This window comes from Kitasatospora sp. NPDC048662 (genome assembly GCF_055587065.1).
The window spans coordinates 380,234-401,875 of the sequence record NZ_JBVJHA010000005.1; the positions used below are offsets into that span (position 1 = coordinate 380,234).

Consider the following 21,642-nt stretch of genomic DNA (forward strand, 5'->3'; position numbering starts at 1 on the left):
CCCGTGCGGCGGGAGGGGGAAGGGTGGGGGTGCCCCGCGCGGGGTGCGGCACGGCGAACGGACGGCACGTCAGGTGGCCGTCCGGCCCGGACGGGCACGGCGGCGGGGCCGGACCAGCAAAGCATGAAAACCGAGTGGCCAGTAGGTATTCATTTTGTGACCTGGGTCACGCCATGCGGGGCTCCGTGAAGGGTTGGCTAAGGTGGCAGTCATGGACGTGAAGCACGGGCCGACCCGCCGCGGAACCCCGCGCGGCAGCTACGCGGTCGGCGACGAGCGCCGCACCCGCATCCTGGACACCGCCGTCGCGCACTTCGCCCAACTCGGCTTCCGCGGCACCTCGCTGGCCCGGATCGCCAAGGACGCGGGCCTGACCCAGGGCGGTCTGCTGCACCATTTCCGCACCAAGGAGGCGCTGCTGGTCTCGGTGCTGGAGGCCAGCGACGAGAACGACGTCGAGCAGTTCTTCGCCGAGGAGTGCGCCACCGTCGCCGAATGGTTCCACCGCCTGGTCGACCTGGCCGCCCACAACGCCGACCGGCCCGAGCGCACCCGGATGTTCAACGCCCTGGTCGGCGAGTCCGGCGACCCGGAACACCCCGCACACGCCTTCTTCACCCGCCGCTACCGGACCCTGACCGCCGACGCCGCCCAGTCACTGCACCGCGGAGTGGCCGGCGGCGAACTGCGGGCGGACACCGACTGCCCGGCCGAGGCCCGCCAACTGCTCGCCGTCATGGACGGGTTGCAGCTCCAGTGGGTGCTCGACCAGTCCGTGGACATGCCCGGCCAGCTGCACGCCTACCTGGACCGGCTGTACCGGGCGCTGTCCACCGCCGGCACACCACTGCCGGACGCCGCCCGCACACCACTGCCGGACGCCGCCCGCGCGCCACTGCCGGACGCCGCCCGCCCACGCGGCTGACGGCCGGACGCGAGCGGCCGCCCACCGGGATCCGCGGCGTCGTCCCGTCCCTTATGTCAACGCCATTGACGTTGAACGGCAGGGAACGGTCAGATGACGGCATCCGGGCCCCGCTCCCCCGCTCCGGGGCCCGGCGTCCCCCCGCACGCCGAAGGAGCACCGCCATGGCCGACCCCGTCCACGCCCTCCGGGACGCCCAACCCGTACCGTTCTGGCTGGACTCCCCCGACCGGCCCGCGGCCGAACCCGCCCTGGTCGGCCAGACCCGCTGCGACCTGCTGGTGGTCGGCGGCGGCTACAGCGGACTGTGGACCGCGCTGATCGCCAAGGAGCGCGACCCCTCGCTGGACGTGCTGCTGATCGAGGGCCGCGAGGCCGGCTGGGCCGCCTCCGGCCGCAACGGCGGCTTCTGCGAGGCCAGCCTCACCCACGGCCTGGCCAACGGCCACCAGCGCTGGCCCGGCGAACTCGCCGCCCTGGAACGCCTCGGACAGGCCAACCTGGAGGCCATGCAGGAGACCGTCCGCCGCCACGACATCGACTGCGACTGGCAACGCAGCGGCTCCCTCAGCGTCGCCACCGAGCCCCACCAGGTGGAGGAACTGCGGGAGTTCGCCACGCTCGCGGCCCGCTACGGCAGCCACCTCGACGTCCTCGACCGGGACGCCGTACGCGCCGAGGTCGACTCCCCCACCTTCCTCGGCGGCCTCTGGGACCGCGAGGGTGTCGCCATGCTCGACCCGGCCCGCCTCGCCTGGGGCCTCAAGCGCGCCTGCCTCGACCTCGGCGTCCGCATCCACGAGCACACGCCCGCCACCGCCCTCGCCGACACCCCCGGCGGCCTGGCCGTCCGCACCCCCTACGGCCGGATCGCCGCCCGCCGCGCCGCGCTCGCCACCAACGCCTTCCCGTCGTTGCTGCGCCGCCACCGGCCGTACACCGTCCCGGTCTACGACTACGCGCTGATGACCGAGCCGCTGACGGACGCCCAGCTCGCCTCCGTCGGCTGGCAGAACCGGCAGGGCTGGTCCGACAGCGCCAACCACTTCCACTACGTGCGGCTGTCCGCCGACAACCGGATCCTGTTCGGCGGCTACGACGTCGTCCACCAGTACCGCGGCCGGGTCAGTGCCGAGCGCGACCAGCGGCCGGAGACCTTCGCCACCCTGGCCCGGCACTTCTTCCGGACCTTCCCGCAGTTGGCGGGCCTGCGCTTCACCCACGCCTGGGGCGGCGCGATCGACACCTGCACCCGGTTCTCGGCCTTCTTCGACCTGTCCCACCGGGGGAAGGTCGCCTACGCGGCGGGCTTCACCGGCCTCGGCGTGGGCGCGACCCGGTTCGGCGCCGAGGTGATGCTCGACCTGCTCGCCGGGGAGCGCACCGAACGCACCGCCCTGGAGATGGTCCGCCGCAAGCCGCTGCCGTTCCCGCCGGAGCCGGTCCGCTCGGTCGGCATCGGCATCACCCAGTGGGCCCTCACCCGGGCCGACGCCAACGCCGGGCACCGCAACCTGTGGCTGCGCACCCTCGACCGTTTCGGCCTGGGCTTCGACAGCTGACCGAACGCCCTCGGGAGGGCGGGCCGGCCGGCCCGCCCTCCCGAGGGGTTGATCAGCCGGGAATCCGCCGGATCCCGTTGCCCGCCGCGGAGACCTGCAGCGGGTCGGAGACGGACTTCACGGTCATGCTCGGGAATTGCCCGCCGTAGCCGACGGCGTTGAGCGCGACCACCCGGTAGCTGTACGCGTTCGCCGCCGAGGAGGTCATGTCGACGAAGGTACGGCTCTGGTGGATGTTGGGCTGGTCCAGCGGCGAGGCGATCGTCCCGACGTCGGCCCAGTTCGTGCCGTCCGTGGAGCGTTGGACGGTGAACGAGGTCTCGGTGATCGAGTTGTCCTGCCACTGGAGCTGGACCTTGGCGTTGCTGCCCTGGCCGACCACGGCGGCACTCAGCCCGTCGGGTTTGGCCGGGGGCAGGGCGAGCGATTCGGGCCGCATCATGTCCATCTCCTCGTGGCTGAGGATGTGGCAGTGGATGACGTACTCCCAGCCGAAGTTGACCAGCTGGTTGGTGATCGCCGCGGTCGGGTTGCCCTGCGGGTCGGTGTTGTTGAACATCGAGGTGTCACCGGCCGGCATCGCCGGGTCCAGCAGCCGTACCGAGTTGGGCACTTCGAAGGGCACCGTGGGCACCACCGGGCGCAGCGCGACGATGGTGTCCTCCAGTGGGCTCATCCGCACGGTGTCCTTCCAGCCGAGTTCGTTGGCGTCCGGCCGGATGATGATGTTGTCCCAGGTCACCCGGTTGAGCACTTGGACGTCGTAGAGGTGGAAGTGGATCGGATGGGTGTCCACGCCGTTGTGGGTGAACCGCCAGATCTGGGTGCCGTCGGCGGCGTTCCCGATCGGGGTGACCTTGACGTCTCCTCTCGGTAGTGAGGTGCCGTCGATCAGTTCGGTCTGTGGGTTGATGTAGGGGTACAGGGTGACGTTCTGGGCTCCGGGTGTGGGTGGTTGGGCTTCGACGCCGAGGGTGGCCTGCATGCGGCCGTAGGGGTCGAAGCTGGTGGCGTTCATCTCGTCGTGGATGGCCTTGGGTTGCAGTGGCAGGGTGGTTTTCGACGTCGGCGCCTTGAGCGTGTTGAAGTTGAACGCCGTGGTGTCGTTGACCCGGACCAGTCCGTCGCAGTTGTTCTGGGTGGAGCCCGCGGCGTTGCAGTTGCTGCCGGCGGCGAAGCTGGTCCCGTAGGCCGAGTTGTAGGCCGACTGGCCGACGATCACCGGGTGCTGGCCGGATTCGAAGACGCCGGAGCCGTCCGCGTGGTGGCGGAAGGCGGCCTGGAGCTTCGACAGGTTGAACGCGGGGGCGGGGGTGGTGTTGGCGACGGTCACCTGCATGACGGTGCGGGTGTTGGGGCCGTAGCCGGGCATGATCTTCGGGGCGCCGGCCGGAGCGAGGTCGGGGGCGCCGGTGTAGTAGTCGTAGGAGGCGACCCGGGCGGGGTAGGCGGCGGGCGCGTCGTTGTAGAGGATCAGGGTCTTGCCCGCGAACTTCGCGAAGTCGACCAGGACGTCGGCCCGTTCGGCGGGGGCGAGGACGAGCGAGTGCTTGTCCACGTTGCCGACGTCGAAGCGGGTCGGGTCGGTGATCCAGGTGGTCGGCTGCTGTCCGTCGATGACGGCGGGGGCGGGCAGGAAGCCGCCCTCGCTGGCGATCTGGATCCAGCTCGGCCCGGCGGCCGCGTTGTGCGCGTCCTTCGGGGTGGGCGACACGTTGGGGTCGGTCTGGGCGGCCTTCAACTCGTCGGGGTTCAGGGCGACTTCGGTGGTGCCGTCGCCCTGGTTCGGGTCGGCGGTGTACCACTGGAAGTTGAAGAACCGGTCGTTGGCGGCGTTGAGCATCCGCAGCCGGTAGGTCTTCGGCTGGACGGTCAGCTTCGGGTAGGCGACGCCGTTGACGATGGGGGTGTCGTTGAACTGCTCCATGCCCATGGAGATGTTCGGGGTGCCGGGGATCTGCTCCGGCTCGCAGTAGGGCGCGACCTGGTACTGCCAGGTGGTCGGGTCGTCCAGCTTGCAGTGCGGGTCGTGGTACGGGTTGGGGATCGGCCCGTAGGTGGTGTTGCCGGCCGGCGGCCAGAACCACGGCCCGTACATCCAGCGGCCGTAGGAGCTCATGCCGCTGGAGTCGCCGGGGTTCTGCGCGGGCATGTAGACGTGGTGGTACCAGAAACTGCCCTTTCCGCCCCAGCGTTTGGCGTCCCAGGTCGGGTCCTGGCCGTAGGAGACCCGGTCGCCGCCCGCGTCGAACTGGTCCTTGAGCTGGGGGTCGTCGGGCACGAAGGTGCGGTCCTGGACGAGCAGCGGGAGGGTTGACGCGGCGTCGGGGATGGTGCCGCTGCTGATCAGGGCCTTCTCGGTGTCGTCGGTGATGGTGTAGCCGGCGGCCTCGCCCGCGTACACGTTCAGGCGGGTGATGCCGTAGGAGTGGTCGTGGTAGAACATCAGCCGCGCGCTCTGCTGGTTCGTGTAGTAGAACGTCGAGCAGCCGTCGTCGGCGGCGGCGCACAGGGTCGCGCCGGAGCCGTCCACCATGTCGGGCACGTTCTGCACGCCGACGCCCTGCGGCCAGTCGGTGTGCTCGCCCGCGGGGGTGATCCACTGGTGCGGGGTGCCGTCGCTGATCCACGGGGTGATGCCGCCGTGCAGGTGCAGGTTGGCCCGGTTGTCCGTGTAGCAGCCGGACTTGGCGTTGGTGCAGGGCGGGTTGCGCACCTCGTCGGTGACGGTGGAGCTGTTGCCGGGCGCGGGCATCGTCATCGGGCCCATGCCGGCGCCCATGCCGGTGCTGTCGACCGGCAGGAACAGGTCTCCGGCGGCGCCGGTGGGCAGCAGGTTGCGGAACACCACCCGCACCGGCCGGTCCTTGGTGGCGGCGATCAGCGGGCCCATCCACTGCGGTGCGGCGACGCCGGTGTACGGCAGTTGCTGCCGGGTGCCGTCCATCAGCTCGTTGTACAGCGGGACCTTGCGGCCGGGCACCGCGTCGGTGGAGAGCTGGACGTAGCCGCGCACCAGGGTGGGCGGCAGGTCGGAGGAGAACCGGGTGCGGTACTGCACCAGGCCGATGACGTACTGGTCGGCCTGCTTGCCGCCGGTGGTGACGGTCTCGGGCACCGCCTCGGGGATGAACTTCGCCGCCGGGTCGGTGCTCGGGTCGGCGAGCTGCTGGACGTCCGGGCAGCCGGTGCCGTTCGCGCCGGGGTTGCAGGTGACGGGCAGCTTGTCCTGGAACTTCTTGATGCCGGGCGTCAGGTAGCCGGCGCCGGGGCTGGTGACGCTGATCGAGCTGATCGCGCCGAGGTTGGTGACGGCGCTCGCCGTGGCCCCCGAACCACCGTGGCCGGTGGGGTCGGTGATGGTGACGTCGGGCGTCGAGGCGTAGCCGGAGCCGGGCGTGTCGACGGTGAGCGTCAGCAGCTTCAGGCCGCTGGCGGCGGCGGCCGGGGTGGCGCCGGCGATCGGGTCGGCCAGGGTGCCGTTGCGGATGGTGACGCCGGGCGCGGCGGTGTAGCCGGTGCCGGGGTCGTCGACGATCACCTTGGTGACGCCGCCGCTCGCGGTCAGGTCGGCCGGGTCGACGTGGCCCTTGGCGACCGTGCCGTCCGGCTGGGCGGGCAGGTCGAAGTCGACGGTCGGCATGGTGTAGCCCGCGCCGCTGTCGGTGACGGTCACGGCCGCCACCCCGCCGGAGGCGGTGGCCGTGGCGCCGCTGCCGCCGCCGCCGGTGACGGCGACCTCGAAGCCGCCGTAGCCGCTGCCGCCCGCGCCGACCTTGTAGTCGACCACGCTGCGGGTCTGCTGGATGGCGGCGGTGGCGGTGGCGGCCGTGGTGCCGCCCTCGACGGTGACGGTGGTCGCGCCCTCGGCGTAGCCGTGGCCGGGCGTGGTCACCTCGATGCTCGCGATGCCGCCGGTGCGCGGGTCCACGGTGGCGGTGGCCTCCGCGCCGCTGCCGCCGGCGGCCAGCGCGACCTGCGCGCCGAAGGAGTACGTCCGGTCCTGGGTGGCGTAGCGCTCCCAGCCGGGGGCGCCGACGGTGAGGGTGGCGTCCTTGGCGGGGGCGACTCCGGTCGGCGGGCTGGTGCTGTTGTCCGCGCCGGCCGGGTACACCAGGGTGTCGGTCGGCTGCCCCACGCCGGTGTCCACGGGGACGCCCTCGCCGTAGAAGGCGATCAGGTCGCCGGCCTGGACGGGCGTGTCCGGCATGTCGTAGGTGGTGACCTCGCCGGCGGTGTTGCCCGGCGCGGGCACCGTGCGCGGCCCGCTGTCGGCGATCACCGTGTACTGGTCGGCGGTGCCGGTCGGGTGCAGCACGTAGCCGTGGAACAGGCCGCCCTCGGAGGTGCTGGGGCTGCCGCCCGGGGTGGTCTGGTTCCAGGTGCGGAAGCCCTTGAGGGTGCCGGAGGGCAGCGGAGTGCTCGTCAGGATGACGAGCACCGGCCCGAGTTGGCCCTTCGGGGTGGCGTAGTCGGTGGCGTAGGCCCGGGCGGTCAGCGGGTTGCCCACGGCCACGGTGGTGGCGTTGCTGTGGATGGTGACCTTGGCCCGGGACGTCGTGAGCGGGCTGTTCGCCCAGTTCGGCCAGGGGCCGAAGTAGTGCGGGACCTTGCTCTGGTCGGTCGGCCCGGACGGGGCGGCGGCGGCCGCCTGCTCGGGCTGCGTCGGCGGCAGTCCGAGCAGGGCCGCCACCACGGCCCAGACGCCGGCCATGGCGACGAGGTGCCGCCGCCTGCGGCCCGGCGGCCTCGTTGTGTGGCGCGTGAGCACGCCGTTTCTCCTTCCGTCGGCACCCGGCCGCCGTCGCGCGGGTCCGTCCCTTCCGGCTCGGCGGGAGCGGCGGGTGCCACGGGGGTGTGCGGGGCCGCGCCGCCGGCCGGCCACGAGCTGCGGCGGATGCGGCCCCCAGTGTGGGGACGGCCGCCGGGCGGGCCTCGGAAGATGACATTCCTGTCATGAAGCCGTCATGACGGCACATCAGCTCCGCAGCGCACACACAAAGTGCGATAATCATCCGCAACTTGGGCGCGATCGCCGCCCGGCCTGCGGGGGGAGACAGGACCGAGCATGGCACGACTGCTGGTCGTCGAGGACGAAGCCCGCCTGCGGGCCTACCTGACCCGCACGCTGAGCGCGGACGGCCACCTCGTCCACGGCGCCGCCACCGGCCCGGAGGCCGTCCGCCGCCTGCGCGAGGACGCGTACGACCTGGTCGTGCTGGACCTGATGCTACCCGGCTTCGACGGCTTCGAAGTGATGCGGCAGGCCTTCGAACTCCGCCCCGAACAGCGGGTGTTGGTGCTGTCCGCAGTGGCGGACGTGGCCACCCGGGTGCGCTGCCTGCGGATCGGCGCCGTCGACTTCCTCGGCAAGCCCTTCGCCACCGCCGAGCTGGTCGAACGCGTCCGCTCCCGGCTGCGCACCGCGCCCGCCGGCGCGCCCCAGCGCTGGCTGCGGGTCGGGGACGTCGCGCTCGACCTCGAACGGCAGGCACTCGGCATCGACGGGCGGCAGATCCCGCTCTCCCACCGGGAGTTCATGCTGCTCGGCCACCTGATGCGGCAGGCCGGCCAGGTGTGCAGCCGGCACGAACTGCTGGCCGGCGTCTGGGGCTACAGCGACGACCTGGCCAGCAACGTGGTGGACGTGACGGTCCGCCGGATCCGCGGCAAGGCGCCACGGCCGATCATCGAGACGGTGCGCAACGTCGGGTACGCGTTCAGTGTCTGCTGACCGCCGCGCACGCGACCGCGCGCTCTTCGCGGGCTGGGTGCTGTTCGTGGCCTGCACCCAGCTGGTGCTGCTCGTCGAGCCCCACCTGGAGACGGTGGCGTTCCACCTGGTGTGGATCAGCATGTCCATCGTCTACGGCTTCCAGTCCTGGTCCCCCCGCCGGACGGCCGCGGTGCTCACCACCGTCACCCTGGTCACCGGCGGCACCATGACCGCGTACGCCTGGTACGGCCACCTCGGCTGGGACGAACTCGCCGAAGTCCCGCTGATGGCCCTGGTGTTCCTCGCCATGGCCTGGCACGTGCGCCGCCGCGCCGCCGCCCTCGCCGAGGTCCGCGCCGCCGCCGAACGCGAACGCCGCGCCCAGCAGGACAAGGAACTCTTCGTCCGCACCTGCTCGCACGAGATGCGCACCCCGATCACCGTCGCCCGCTGCTACGCCGAACTCGTCCAGGGCGAACTGCCCGCCGGGGCCGGTCGGGAGGACCTCGACGTGGTCCTCGACGAACTCGACAAACTCGCCCGTCTGTCCGGCCGCCTGCTGGTCCTCGCCGACGCCTACCGGCCCGCCGAACCCGACCACGGCCCCGTGGACCTCGACGCGCTGGTCCACCGCACCGTCCAGCGCTGGCGGCCCGCGACCGACCGCCACTGGCACCTGGACGCGCCCGCCGTCCGCATCGAGGGCGACGAATCCCGCCTGGAGGCCGCCCTCGACGCCCTGGTGGAGAACGCCGTCAAGTACACCGGCCCCGGCGACGCCATCACGCTGCGCTGCCGCACCGCCCGGCACGGCGCCGAACTCGACGTCGAGGACACCGGCATCGGCTTCGCCCACTCCCCCGCCACCGGCCTGGCCGGCACCGGCCTGGGCCTGGCCATCGTCCGCGCCGTCCTGGACGCCCACGCCGGCGAGCTCACCATCTCCCCCGCCCCGCACGGCGGTTCACTGCTCCGCATGCGCCTGCCGGGCTGACGGCCGCCGGGCTCAGGCCGCCGGGCTCAGGCCCCGGTGGCGAGGGCGATCCGCAGGGTGCGGATCTCGAACGGGCGAAGGGCGAGGACCGGCCGGGGATGGTCGCAGGCGTGTACGGGCTCGGCGTCCGGCAGCGGGCGCTCCAGCAGGTCGGTCTCCGTGACGGTGTGCCAGGGGACGGAGACGGCCAGGGTGGTGCGGGCCCGGCCGCCGTGCGCCTCGTAGAGACGGACCACCAGGTCGCCGGACCGGTCGTCGGCGAGTTTGACGGCCTCGATCACCACGCCCTCGTCCGCGACGGCGACCAGCGGAGCCACCGCCGTGCCACCGGGCACGGCGCGCTCGGGAAGGTTGAGGGCGTAACCCTCGCGGACGGCGTCGGCGACCCCGGCGCCGAGCACCAGGCCGTACCGCAGGCGGTGGGTGCCCTGGTCCGCGTCGGGGTCGGGAAAGCGCGGGGCGCGCAGCAGGGACAGCCGCACCGTCGTGGTGGTGCCGCCGTCGGGGCGCACCTCGCGGGTGACGTCGTGGCCGTAGGTGGAGTCGTTGACCAGGGCCGCGCCCCAGCCCCGTTCGCCGACGTGCAGGAAGCGGTGGGCGCAGATCTCGAACCTGGCCGCGTCCCAGCTGGTGTTGGTGTGGGTGGGGCGCTCGACGTGGCCGAACGGGATCTCGGCGGTGGAGTGGCCGGCCCGCACGTCCAGCGGGAAGGCCGCCTTGAGCAGGCGTTCGCGTTCGTGCCAGTCGATCTCGGTGTCGATGTCGAGGCGCCGGGCGCGCTCCCGCAGGGACAGCCGCTGCCGGATCCGCGAGCTGCCGAAGCTCCGGCGGACCTCGACGCCGCCGGGCACGGCCGCCACCTCGTCGGCCCGGTCCAGGTCGCGGACGGTGTTGCGGTAGAACGCGTCGAGATCCCAGGCGTCGTACTCGTTGGGGAAGTCCTGGTGGAGCTGGAGCAGGTTGGCCGCGGCGCCCGGCGGCAGGGCCTCGCGGCCCGCGGCCAGGTCGATGGCGGAGACCACCAGGCCGCAGGCGTCGAGGGTGAACCGGACCAGCCCGTTGTCCAGGACCAGGCGGCCCTCGGCGGCCCGCACCGGATCCACCGCGGGCGCCGGATCGACCCCGCGCGGCGCCGAGCCGAACGCGGGGACGCCGCCGCGGGCGTACGGCGCGCCGTTGAAGACCACCGTGCCGTCCCCGGGACCGGCCAGTGCCCGCTGCGCCGCGTCGACGATCCCGGTCAGTTCGGCGTGGACGGCGGCGTACGTCTCCTCGGCCTGCCGGTGCACCCAGGCGATGGACGAGCCGGGCAGGATGTCGTGGAACTGGTGCAGCAGGACGGTCTTCCACAGCCGGTCGAGGGCCTCGTACGGGTACCGCAGCCCGCGGTGCACGGCGGCCGTGGCGGACCACAGTTCGGCCTCGCGCAGCAGGTGCTCGCTGCGCCGGTTGCCCTGCTTGGTGCGCAACTGGCTGGTCAGCGTGCCCCGGTGGAACTCCAGGTAGAGCTCGCCGAGCCACACCGGCGCGTCCGGGTACTCGGCGTGGGCGCGCGCGAAGAACGCGGCGGGCGCTTCGATCGCGACCCGCGGCGAGCCCTCCAGGTCGGCGAGCCGATCGGCGCGGGCCAGCATCTCCCGGGTGGGCCCGCCGCCGCCGTCGCCGTACCCGAACGGCAGCAGCGAGCGGTTGGCGGGCCCCTTGTCCTGGAAGTTGCGGACGCTGTGGGCGAGTTCGGCGCCGGTCAGCTCGCCGTTGTAGGTGTCCGCGGGCGGGAAGTGGGTGAAGATCCGGGTGCCGTCGATGCCCTCCCACCAGAAGGTGTGATGCGGGAACTTATTGGTGGTGTTCCAGGAGATCTTCTGGGTGAGGAACCAGCGCACCCCGGCGAGTTTCAGCAGCTGCGGCATCGCCGCCTGGTAGCCGAAGGTGTCGGGCAGCCACAGCTCCTCGGTCTCGACACCGAACTCCTGCGCGTAGAACCGTTTGCCGTGGACGAGCTGGCGGGCGAACGCCTCCCCGCCGGTGATGTTGGTGTCGGGTTCCACCCACAGGCTCCCCACCGGCAGGAACTGCCCGTTCGCGGCCTTCTCCCGCACCCGGGCGTAGAGCGCCGGGTGCTGCTCCTTCAGCCAGACCAGTTGCTGCGCCTGGGACATGGCGAAGCGGAAGCCGGGGTGATGGTCCATCAGGTGGGTGACGTTCGAGACCGTCCGGGCGACCTTGCGGGCGGCCTCGCGCAGCGGCCACAGCCAGGCGGTGTCGATGTGGGCGTGCCCGACCGCGGAGATCCGGTGGGCGCCGGCGGTCGCGGGCGCGGCCAGGGCCGGGCGCAGCACGGCCCTGGCGGCACCCGCGGTGGCCGGGACGTCCTGCACGTCCACGGCGTCCAGGGCCCGTTCGAGGGTGTGCAGGAGCTGCCAGCGGCGCTCCGCTCCCTCGGGCAGGGCGTGCATCAGTTCGCCGAGCACGTCCAGGTCCTGGGCGAGCTCCCAGACCTCCCGGTCGAAGACGGTCAGCTCGGCCCGGCGCAGCCGGTAGAGCGGGTCGCCGTCGGCGGCCCCCGTGCCGGTCAGCCAGGCCGGCCGGTCCCCGGCCCGGGTCGGCGCGTGGTGCGCCTCGCCGGGCAGCGGCACGGTCGGGTTGGCGGCGGCCTCCACGTAGTACGTGAAGCGCTCGCCGCCGCGCGCCGGGTCGGCGACGGGGATCCAGGCGTTGCGCGGATTGAGCGCCTTCACCACGCCGCCGTCGGGGCGGTGCACCAGGCCCTCGGTGGAGAAGCCGGGGCCGGTGACGTCGAAGCCCAGGTCGAGCACCGCCTCGATCCGCTGCCCCGCCCAGTGGGCGGGGACTTCGCCACTGATCCGGAACCAGCTGGTCGACCAGGCCGGCCCCCACCGGTGCCCCACCGCGACGGGCCGGTAGGACGCGGCGATCGCCTGCGCGGCGGGCACCGGCTCGCCGGGGGCGTCCCAGATCTCCACCGTCAGTGGCAGCGCGCGGCCGTGGACGGCCGGGCGGATGCGCTGCGACAGGACGCGGGCGAGCCGCTGCTCGGTCAACCGCTGCTTGCTGTGCACGGGAGTGCTCCGTTCGTGGCGGGCGCGGGTGCGGGCGGGTCAGTTCAGCGGGCGGCACAGCAGCGCGTCCGGCACGCCGCCGTGGGTCCACTTCCAGGTGTAGGCGACGCCCGCCAGGTACTCGTTGTCGGCGCACTGGCCCTTGTAGTAACCGGGCGCCCAGTCGCTGGCGGCCGAACCGCCGCCGGCGGGCCGGTTGTCCCCGCTGTCGAACCACACGTTGCGCCCGGTCAGCGGCAGCGCGGTGGCGGCGGGCGCGCACAGCAGGGCGGACATCGCGTTGCGGTTGACGCTGTAGCCGACGGCGAAGGTGTTGTCCGGGCACTGGAGCTTGTTGTAGCCGCTCGCCCAGTCCCCGTGGGTGACGTAGCGCTCGTCGGTGACGGTGGTCCAGGCACCGGCGCCCTTGGCGGGCCGGCCGGCGTCCGTGCACAGGCCGCGGCTGTCGCCGCGGCCGAGGCCGACCAGGCGCTGGGTGTCGGGGCAGTTGCCCTTGCGGTTGCCGTAGGACCAGTCGGGCCCGGCCAGCATGGCGGCGGACAGGTTGGCGTCGTAGTGGTCGAGGTTGAGCATGTTCCAGCGCGGGCCGTCGGCGACCGGACCGCTGCGGGCGGGGGCGGCGATCAGCTTGTTCCAGTCGGCGGCGCGCCAGTCGCCGGTGTCCATGACGCCGAGCCGGGTGCCGTCCGCCGTGTAGTTGACCATCGCCCAGTTGTCCTGCGGCGTGCCGGTGGAGTCGCTCCAGCCGACCAGCGGCCAGATCGCGAAGTCGGTGTCGTTGCGCACCAGGATGTCGGTGAAGGTGTCGAACCAGGCGCGTTCGCGGGCATCGACGGGGCCGCGGCCGGCGGCGCCGAACTCGCTGATCCACACCGGCGCGGTGAAGTGCTGGCCGGTGCGGGTCACGAACAGCGCTTCCTCGTCAACGGCCTGGGCGAGCTGGTCGGGGGTGAGTTCCTCGTAGCGCGGGTCGTGGGTCTCGCCGGTGCCGGTGGCGCCGGTGTGCCTGGGGCCGGTGTAGCCGTAGAAGTGCGCGGAGTAGACGAGTTTGTCGGAGCGGATCAGGGTGTTGGACAGGGTGGCGACGGGGGTGAGCATCGGGCGCCAGTGCGGGGTCAGGTCGGTCGGGATGCCCTGCCAGTTGATGCCTTCCATGACGATCAGCAGGTCGGGGTCGGCCTGGAGGATCCGGTTGCCGGCGTCCTCCAGCGCCTGGTTGAGGTCGTGGTCGTCGCCCCAGCCCCAGTTGGCGTCGTTCCAGGTGTCGCGGCGCACCTCGTTGCGCAGGTCGGCGCCGACCACCCGCTTGTTGTCCTGGTACCGCTTGGCCAGGAACACCCAGTCGTCGATCCACTGCTGGGTGGACTGTCCGCTGTTCCAGCGTTCGTTGCCGTCCAGGCCGCAGCAGAACCGGTAGCTGGTGGTGTGGTTGTTGAGGATCACCGCGAAGCCGTCCGCGGTCAGGGCGGCGACCACGGCGTCCATCACCTGCAGCGGGGTCTTCCCCCTGAGCTGCGGGTTGGCCGCGACGGCCGCGTCCGGGACGGCGGTGGTGTCGTGGACGAGCGCGTTGGCGAACGGCAGACGGATGCTGTTCAGGCCCATGGTGTGGAAGTCGGCCAGGATCCGGGCGATCGGAGTCCGGTCCAGGCCCAGCGGAATGTTGTTCGACAGCTGCCGGGCCTGGTGGTTCGCCGGGTCGCGGACATCGCCGCTGCCCTGCCAAGTGCCTTGGGCCCCGGCCCAGTTGCCGGCCTTGAGCTTGAACCGGTCGCCGTTCGCATCGACGACGTACCGGCCCCGGGTGGACAGCGGGCCGGCCCAGGAGGCGGCGAGCTGCGGGCCGGTGAGGACGGGCGCCGCGGTCGGGGTGTCCGCAGTGGGAACGGTCGCGGCGGACGCGGTGGGGGCGAGGGTGCCGAGCAGGAGGGCGCACGCCGCGGCGAGGGCGGCGGACGCGCACCGGAGAGTGGTGCGAGGTTTCACGGAACGCTCCTGACGAGGGGGGAGAGGTGCGTCTGACCTTGCGCGGTGCGGTGGCGCGGGTGGTGCGGTTGCGTGGTGGTGCGGCCGTGCGGTTGCGTGGTGGTGCGGGTGCTGCGGCCGTGCGGTGGTGCGGGTGGTGACGCCGGGTCAGCCCTTGAGGCCGCTGGAGGCGATGCCTTCGACGATGTACCGCTGGGCGACCAGGAACATGACGACCAGCGGTGTGATGGTGACCACAGCGCCGGCGAACAGCCCGGGGAGGTTGATGGTCTGCGAGGTGAGGAAGGTGGACAGCGCGATCTGCGCGGTCCAGGCGGACGGGTCCTGGCCGATCACCAGCGGCCACAGGAAGGCGTTCCAGCTGTCGATGAAGGACAGCGCCCCGAGCGAGGCCAGCATCGCCCCGGAGCTGGGCAGCGCGATCCGCCGGTACAGGCCGAGCCAGCCGAGGCCGTCGAGCCGGCCGGCGTCCTCGATCTCGTCCGGGAACTGCAGGTAGAAGTTGCGGAACAGCAGCACCGCGAACGGGTTGAACAGGCCGGGCGCGATGATGCCCCACAGCGTGTTGACGCCCCCCATCGAGCCGACCACCACGAACGTCGGCACGAAGGTGGCCGAGCCGGGGATCATCAGCGTCGCCACCACCAGCGCCAGCACCACGCCGCGCCCACGGACGGGAATCCGGGCCAGCGCGTACCCGGCGGCCGAGGCGAGCAGCGTGGACAGCGGCGCGGTGACGGCGGCGACCAGCAGCGAGTTGCCGAGCGCCGGGCCCATCGCGACGGACGGGTCCTCGAACAGCGCGGTGAAGTTCTCCAGGTGCATGGTGGACGGCCACCACGTCCACTCCGGCGCCGTCAGACCCCGGCTGTCCATCAGCGCGTTGCGGAGCATCAGGTAGAAGGGCGCCAGGAAGAGCGCGGTCAGCAGGCCGATCAGCAGACCGCGGACGGTGAGGCGGGCGGCTCGCAGCGGGGCGGACAGGGTGCTCATCCGGCGCTCACTCCCCGGCCCGGCCGAATCCGGTGACCCGGCCCTGGATCAGCGTCACCCCGACGATCAGGGCGGTCAGCAGGAACGCCCCGGCGGAGCCGACGCCGTAGTTCTGGCTCCCCATGGCGGTGTTGTAGAGGTGGACCAGCGGGGTCTGCACGGGCGCCGTCCCGGTGCCGGACATGCCGCTGCTGAACAGGTTGTAGAACTCGTCGAAGGCCTGGAACGCGGCGATGAACAGCAGCATCAGCACGGCGACGGAGGTGTTGCGCAGCATCGGCAGGGTGACGCCGGTCAGCAGCCGCCGGCCGGTGGCCCCGTCGAGCGCCGCGGCCTCGTACAGCTCCCGTGGGACGGCCTGCAGGCCGGCCAGGAACAGCACCATGTAGAAGCCGACCTGGAGCCACAGCCGCAGCGTCACCAGCACCACCCAGTACAGCGGTGGCGAGACGGTCTGCAGCCAGGGCACGGGCTCGGCGCCGAACCAGCCCCCGATCAGGTTGGCGACGCCGGTCGGCAGGCCGTTGAACAGGCACATCTTCCACAGCAGCGAGGCCGCCACGTACGAGACGGCGGTCGGGACCAGGAAGGCGGTGCGCAGCAGTGCCCGGCCGCGCCGGACGCGGTGCACGAGCAGGGCGAGGCCGAGCGAGGCGGCGAAGGTGACCGGCACGATGAAGGCGGTGAACAGCAGGATCGTCAGCAGCGAGTCACGGAAGGCCTGATCGGCCAGCAGCGTGCGGTAGTTGTCGAGTCCGACCCAGTGGCCGAGGGCGATGCTGCCACGGGCCTCGCTGAGGCTGAGCAGGAAACTCCAGCCGATCGCCAGGTACTTGAAGAGGCCGAGCCCGATCAGCATCGGCGCGGTGAGCAGGACGAACGCGAGCCGGCCGGAGCGGCCGGTGCGGTGGTGACGGCCGGCCCGGGCGGTACGGTTTCGTCGGCCGGCCGCGGGGCGGGTCCTGTCGAGGGCGGGGATCATCGGCCGAGCTGCTTGTCGATCTCGCTCTGGGCCTTGCTCGCCGCGTCGGCGAGCAGGGCGGCGGGGTCGCCCTGCCCGGTGGCGATCTTCGCCGCGGCCGCGTTGAAGGCGGTGCTGACCGCGGTGTTCCAGGTGCCGGGGTTGTGCCGGCCGTACCTCCGGGCGAGTTCGACGGTGTCCTTCGCGAGTCCGGTGGTGAGCTTGGTCGCGGTGGCCGCCACCGAGGTGCGCGGCGGCACGTGCAGGCCGTAGCTCTCGGCGAAGTCCCGCTGAAGGTCCGAGTTCTGCACCCAGAGCCACTGGACGAACTTCTTCGCCGCGTCCACGTGCCGGCCCTTGGCGTTGACGCAGCTGGTCCAGCCGCCGACCCGCAGCACGGGGGTGCCGCCCTCGCGGAACGCGGGCCACGGCATGACGCCGAAGTCGTCGCCGAGCGCGGTCCGGACGGCCGGCATCGCCCACAGGCCGCACCACTGCATCGCCGCCATGCCCTGGGTGAACGCGGACGGGTCCCACCAGTCGGTGGTGAAACCCAGCAGCAGCGACTTGTCCTCGTGCAGACGCTTGAAGGCGGTGAGCGCCTCCAGGGCCTGCGGCGAGCCGAACGCCACCTTGCCTTCGCGGGTCACCAGTTCGCCGCCGGTGGACATCACGGCGAGAGCGGGGCCGTCGCCGGTGCCGTCGGTGCCCAGGTACAGGCCCTTGGACTTTCCGGTGCTCAGCGCCTTAGCGGCGGCGGCCAGGCCGTCGAAGGTGGTGGGCGGGGTGATCCCGGCCGCGGTCAGGGCGCTCTTGCGGTAGTAGAGCATCAGCACGTCGTCGATCATCTTGACGCCGTGCAGCTTGCCCTCGACGGTGACGGTGTCGAGGGCGGCGGCGCCGAAGTCGGCCCTGGTGTCGCCGTAGAGCTCGTCGAGCGGGGCGATCTGCCCGCGATGGGCGAGGCCCTCGTCGAAGTCGCCGATCTCGAACACGTCGGGGGCCGCGTCGGTCAGCAGGCTGGCGTAGAGCTTGCCCGCGTAATCGCCCGGAACCCAGGTCACCTTGACCGCGATGTCCGGGTTGGCCTTGGTGAAGGCGGTGGCGTAGCGGAGCACGGCCTGCTGGGTGCCGGCCTCGCCGTAGGCGTGGTACCAGACGTTGAGCGTGGTCTTCCCGCCGGAGGACCCTCCGGTGGGGTCGGTGCTGCAGGCGGTGCTGACGACCGCTCCGGCGGCGATCAGCAGCGATCCGGTGAGGAATCGGCGTCGGCCGATCCGGGGCGCGGGGGTGTTCACGGGGATGTTCATGGGGCGCGTGTCCTTGCTGTGAGGGGGTGCAGGGCACTTGCTCTCCCCGACCGGCACATCGCCGGTACCGGCCGGCCCGGACGGGCGGCGGTCGGGGGTCGGGAATCGGGGGCCGAAAGGTCGGCGGTCGGGGGGTGTGGAAATCGGAGGTCGGGAAGTCGGCGGTCGAGGGGCCGGGGCTGGCGGTCGGCGTCGGGCAGTCGGAGACCGGGAAATCGGCGCCGAGGAGTCGGGGATCGAGGGGGCGGAAGCGGCAGCGGGTCAGCCGCCGGCCGGTAGGTTGTGGGAAGTGCGCTGGATGGCCACCGCCGCGTCGCCGCGGGCCGGGAATCGGTGCCGAGAGATCGGCGGTCGAGGGAGCCGAGGTCGAGGGGCCGAGCGTTCAACGGTCCGGCGGCCGGGGTCGGCAGTCGGACGGTCAGCGGTCAGCGGTCAGCGGTCAACGGTCGGGAATCGGCGGTCGGGAATCGGCGGTCGGACGGTCGGCGGTCTGGGTGTCGGCAGTCGGACGGTCGGTGGTCGGGAAGTCGGACGGTCGGGCGCGGCTGCGGGTCAGCCGCCGGACGGGGGTTGCGGGAAGAGCGCCTGGATGGCCACGGCCGCGCCGCCGCGGGCCCACTCCTGCCAGGGCAGCGGGCGCAGCGACAGCGGGCAGCGGGAGGCCGCGCCGAAGGCGTGTGCCGCGTACGCGTCCTGGATGTGACGGCTGAACAGGTCGTAGGCGTCGACGCCCTCGCCGCTGACCACCACCCGCTCCGGGCCGATCAGGTTGACCAGTGCGGCGATGCCGGTGCCGATCGCCTTCCCGGCCCTGGCGAATGCCTCGCGGGCCTCGGGTCGGCCCTCGCGGGCCATCGTGACCACCTCGGGGAAGGTGAGCCGCGGATCTCCGGCTGCCTGCCGGACGGTGTCGAGGATGACGTCGATCGATCCGATCGCCTCGACGCAGCCTCTGGCGCCGCACCGGCAGCGCGGCCCGGCCGGGTCGACGCACAGGTGGCCGACCTCGCCGGCGACGCCGTACGCGCCGCGCATCATCTGGCCGTTGACGACCAGCGCGGAGCCGATGCCGGAGCCGATGGTGACCAGGGCGAAGTAGCCGGTGCCGATGCCTTCGCCGAACCAGTGCTCGGCGACCGTCAGCGCCCGCACGTCGTTCTCCACGGTGACGCTCAACCCGGTGGCGGACTCCAGTAGTTCGGCGAGCGGGACGTTGCGCCAGCCGAGCAGGCCGGAGTGCCGCAGCCGTCCGCTGTCGCGGTCCACGTCGCCGTTCACCGCGACTCCGAGGTGGCGGGTGCGGGCCCGGAACCCGGGCTCGGAGTCGAGCAGTTCGTCGACCAGTTCGGCGAGCAGCGCGGTGACGGCCTCCGGGGTGCAGACCTCCACCGGCCGGACTGCGGTGTCCCGGATGCCGGCCCTCAAGTCGCAGACCGCGCCGAAGAGTTGGTCGGCGCTGATCTTCACGCCGAGGAAGTACTCGCGGTCCCGGTCGACCGCGAGCGGGTACACCGGCCGGCCCGCACCGGGGGCGGTGCGCTCGGGCGGCAGTTCGTACAGGTAGCCGTCGTCGATCAGCGGCCGGGCCGCCTTGGTGACGGCCGTCGAGGAGAGCCCCGTGCGGCGCGCCAACTCCACTCTGCTGAGCGGCCCTTCGGCCAGCAGACGGGCAAGGATCGCGGTCTCGGCCGGGGCGCTGACAAGGGGCTGCGAGCGTTGTCGAAACACGGAGGCAATCTAGAGCAAATAAATAACTTCCGACAGTATTGATTCGGGGATCGAGGCCGCCCTACGCTCGAAAGCCGCCTCCGGCCGGACAGGCCCTGGACGCCTTCCAACTCCCTTCGCGCGTCAGGGGATTCACTCGTGCCCGCCACGTCTCCACCCGTCAGCTTCGACCCCGACCGCGGCCTCGCGGTCCTGCGCACCCCGAACAGCGTGTACGCCCTGCGCCTGCACCCCGACGGCAGCCCCCGGCACCTGTACTGGGGCGCCCCGCTCGACACCGCCGACCTGGCGGCGCTGCCCGCGACCGGCTCCCCCGCCGACAGCAGCTTCGAGGACGACGCCGCCGCCGACGAGCTCGCGCCGCAGACCGGGGCGCGCTTCGGCCCGGCCGGCCTCCAGGTCCGCTTCGCCGACGGCACCCGGGGCGCCCAGTGGCGCTTCACCGGCCACCGCGCCGACGGCGGCGAACTGCGGCTGCGCCTCCAGGACCGCCGCCGCCCGCTGCGCGCCGAACTCTGCTACCGCGTCCGGCCCGGCAGCGACGTGATCGAGCGCTGGACCGAGCTCACCCACCTCGGCCCCCAGGACGGCACCGACGGGCCGATCACCGTCGACCGGCTCGACTCGGCCGCCTGGCGGACCCCCGCGCTGCCCGACTACCGGCTCAGCCACCTGGTGGGCGGCTGGAACAGCGAGTTCCAGCTGCGGCGCGACCGGCTGCCGGTCGCCGAGACCGTACTGACCAGCCGTCGGGGCCTGACCGGGCACCACGCGAACCCCTGGCTGGCCGTGGACGACGGCACCGCGGACGAGGAACACGGCGAGGTGTGGAGCACCGCACTGGCCTGGAGCGGCAGTTGGCGCATCACCGTGCACCGCGACCCGGTCGGCCGCACCGGCTGGACCGGCGGTTTCGGCCACGACGGCACCGCCTGGACGCTGCGGCCCGGCGAGCGGCTGCACACCCCCGTGTTCGCCGGCCTGTACACCGCGCACGGCTTCGGCGCGTCCAGTACCGCCTGGCACGATCACCTGCGCCGGCACGTCCTGCCGCAGCCAGAACGGGACCGGCCGGTGCTGTACAACTCGTGGGAGGCCACCGGCTTCGACGTCTCCGAGGCCGGCCAGCTCCGCCTGGCGCGGCTCGCCGCCGGGCTCGGCGCCGAGCTGTTCGTCCTGGACGACGGCTGGTTCGGCACCCGGTGCGACGACCGCTCCGGGCTCGGCGACTGGACGCCCCGGCCCGCCGCCTTCCCGCGCGGCCTGCGCCCACTGGCCGACGAAGTGCACCGGCTCGGCATGGAGTTCGGGCTCTGGGTGGAGCCGGAGATGGTCAACCGCGACAGCGAGCTGTACCGCACCCACCCCGACTGGGTGGTGCACTCCCCGCACCTGGACGCCACCGAACTGCGCCACCAGCTGGTGCTGAACTTCGCCCGGCCCGAGGTCGAGTCCTGGGCCCACCGCACGCTCGACACCCTGATCCGCGAACACACCGTGGACTGGCTGAAGTGGGACGCCAACCGGCCCTTCACCGAAGCCGGTTGGGACGGTCACCCGGACCCGGACCGGCTGTGGATCGGACACACCCGGGCCGTCCACCGGATCATGGACCGGCTGCGCGCCGACCACCCCGGGCTGCGCATCGAGGCCTGCGCCGGCGGCGGCGGCCGGGTCGACCTCGGCATGCTCGCCCGCACCGACCAGGCCTGGACGTCCGACAACACCGACCCGGTCGACCGGATCGGGATCCAGCACGGCTTCTCGCAGCTCTTCCCCGCCCAGGCGATGGCCGCCTGGGTCACCGACAGCCCCAACCCGGCGACCGGGCGGAGCACCCCGCTGCGGTTCCGCTTCCACGTCGCGATGGCCGGGGCGCTCGGGATCGGCGGCGACCTGGCGTCCTGGCCCGCGGCGGACCTCGCCGAGGCCGCCGAACTGGTCGCCCGCTACAAGCAGATCCGCCCGCTCGTCCAGCACGGCGTCCAGCACCGGCTCACGCCGCCCGGACCGGTGGCCGCCGTCCACTACGCCTCCCGCGACGGCCGGGACCACGCGCTCCTCGTCTGGCGCCCCAGCACCCGCTTCGGACACCCGCCCGCCCCGGTCCGCCTGCCCGCACTCGACCCCGCCGCCCGCTACCTGGACCCGGACCGGGGCCGCGAGTACAGCGGCGCCGTCCTGGTCCACCGCGGCATCGAGCCACCGCTGCCGGCCGGCGACTACGCCAGCTGCCTGGTCCGCCTGCACCGCACCGACAGCTGACCGCCGGCGGCGCAGCGGTGTGCCGCGCAGCGGTGTGCCGCGCAGCGGTGTGCCGCGCAGCGGTGTGCCGCGCAGCGGTGTGCCGCGCAGCGGTGTGCCGCGCAGCGGTGTGCCGCGCAGCG

At 72.8% G+C, this 21,642-nt stretch carries 12 protein-coding genes; 5 read left to right on the plus strand and 7 right to left on the minus strand.

The window, feature by feature from the left end:
* Nucleotides 1-211: 211 nt before the first annotated feature.
* Entirely contained in the window at nt 212-925 is a 714-nt protein-coding gene (locus ACZ6R9_RS17635) for a TetR/AcrR family transcriptional regulator (protein ID WP_465538795.1), read from the plus strand.
* 164 nt (nt 926-1,089) lie between these two features.
* Nucleotides 1,090-2,487 (plus strand): NAD(P)/FAD-dependent oxidoreductase, encoded by a 1,398-nt coding sequence (locus ACZ6R9_RS17640; RefSeq protein ID WP_465538796.1) that lies wholly within the window; start codon nt 1,090-1,092, stop codon nt 2,485-2,487.
* A 52-nt stretch (nt 2,488-2,539) separates the two neighbouring features.
* Here ACZ6R9_RS17640 and ACZ6R9_RS17645 read toward each other — a convergent pair whose 3' ends face one another.
* The gene (locus ACZ6R9_RS17645) at nt 2,540-7,258 is read right to left on the minus strand and encodes a multicopper oxidase domain-containing protein (RefSeq protein ID WP_465538797.1); all 4,719 of its coding nucleotides are present in this window, start codon (nt 7,256-7,258) and stop codon (nt 2,540-2,542) included.
* A gap of 297 nt (nt 7,259-7,555) precedes the next feature.
* On the opposite strand from ACZ6R9_RS17645, the gene ACZ6R9_RS17650 reads away from it, so the two are divergent.
* Both ACZ6R9_RS17650 and ACZ6R9_RS17655 read left to right on the plus strand, forming a co-directional pair.
* Nucleotides 7,556-8,221 (plus strand): response regulator transcription factor, encoded by a 666-nt coding sequence (locus ACZ6R9_RS17650; RefSeq protein ID WP_380485269.1) that lies wholly within the window; start codon nt 7,556-7,558, stop codon nt 8,219-8,221.
* Nucleotides 8,211-9,197, plus strand: a complete 987-nt coding sequence (locus ACZ6R9_RS17655) for a sensor histidine kinase (RefSeq protein WP_380485271.1) — start codon at nt 8,211-8,213, stop codon at nt 9,195-9,197. The genes ACZ6R9_RS17650 and ACZ6R9_RS17655 overlap by 11 nt, the downstream gene beginning before the upstream one ends.
* A gap of 26 nt (nt 9,198-9,223) precedes the next feature.
* Here ACZ6R9_RS17655 and ACZ6R9_RS17660 read toward each other — a convergent pair whose 3' ends face one another.
* The 6 genes from ACZ6R9_RS17660 to ACZ6R9_RS17685 form a co-directional block, all read right to left on the minus strand.
* Entirely contained in the window at nt 9,224-12,277 is a 3,054-nt protein-coding gene (locus ACZ6R9_RS17660) for an alpha-mannosidase (protein WP_465538798.1), read from the minus strand.
* Nucleotides 12,278-12,316: 39 nt separating this feature from the next.
* A complete protein-coding gene (locus tag ACZ6R9_RS17665) occupies nt 12,317-14,263 on the minus strand; it encodes a glycoside hydrolase family 5 protein (RefSeq protein ID WP_465538799.1) in 1,947 nt (648 codons plus the stop codon).
* A gap of 147 nt (nt 14,264-14,410) precedes the next feature.
* Nucleotides 14,411-15,256 carry a carbohydrate ABC transporter permease gene (locus ACZ6R9_RS17670; protein ID WP_380485276.1) on the minus strand — a complete coding sequence of 282 codons (846 nt, stop codon included), beginning with the start codon at nt 15,254-15,256 and terminating at the stop codon, nt 14,411-14,413.
* 7 nt (nt 15,257-15,263) lie between these two features.
* Nucleotides 15,264-16,238: a carbohydrate ABC transporter permease gene (locus ACZ6R9_RS17675; RefSeq protein WP_465538800.1), complete on the minus strand. Its 975-nt coding sequence runs from the start codon at nt 16,236-16,238 to the stop codon at nt 15,264-15,266.
* Nucleotides 16,235-17,527 carry an ABC transporter substrate-binding protein gene (locus ACZ6R9_RS17680; protein WP_465538801.1) on the minus strand — a complete coding sequence of 431 codons (1,293 nt, stop codon included), beginning with the start codon at nt 17,525-17,527 and terminating at the stop codon, nt 16,235-16,237. The genes ACZ6R9_RS17675 and ACZ6R9_RS17680 overlap by 4 nt, the downstream gene beginning before the upstream one ends.
* A gap of 552 nt (nt 17,528-18,079) precedes the next feature.
* Nucleotides 18,080-19,255: an ROK family protein gene (locus ACZ6R9_RS17685; RefSeq protein WP_380485280.1), complete on the minus strand. Its 1,176-nt coding sequence runs from the start codon at nt 19,253-19,255 to the stop codon at nt 18,080-18,082.
* Nucleotides 19,256-19,393: 138 nt separating this feature from the next.
* On the opposite strand from ACZ6R9_RS17685, the gene ACZ6R9_RS17690 reads away from it, so the two are divergent.
* Nucleotides 19,394-21,520 carry an alpha-galactosidase gene (locus tag ACZ6R9_RS17690; RefSeq protein WP_465538802.1) on the plus strand — a complete coding sequence of 709 codons (2,127 nt, stop codon included), beginning with the start codon at nt 19,394-19,396 and terminating at the stop codon, nt 21,518-21,520.
* Nucleotides 21,521-21,642: the final 122 nt, after the last annotated feature.

Coding starts and splice junctions, on each gene's coding strand:
- ACZ6R9_RS17635 (WP_465538795.1), top strand. CDS start 212: ATGGACGTGAAGCACGGGCCGACCCGCCGCGGAACCCCGCGCGGCAGC.
- ACZ6R9_RS17640 (WP_465538796.1), top strand. CDS start 1,090: ATGGCCGACCCCGTCCACGCCCTCCGGGACGCCCAACCCGTACCGTTC.
- ACZ6R9_RS17650 (WP_380485269.1), top strand. CDS start 7,556: ATGGCACGACTGCTGGTCGTCGAGGACGAAGCCCGCCTGCGGGCCTAC.
- ACZ6R9_RS17670 (WP_380485276.1), bottom strand. CDS start 15,256: ATGAGCACCCTGTCCGCCCCGCTGCGAGCCGCCCGCCTCACCGTCCGC.
- ACZ6R9_RS17675 (WP_465538800.1), bottom strand. CDS start 16,238: ATGATCCCCGCCCTCGACAGGACCCGCCCCGCGGCCGGCCGACGAAAC.
- ACZ6R9_RS17680 (WP_465538801.1), bottom strand. CDS start 17,527: ATGAACATCCCCGTGAACACCCCCGCGCCCCGGATCGGCCGACGCCGA.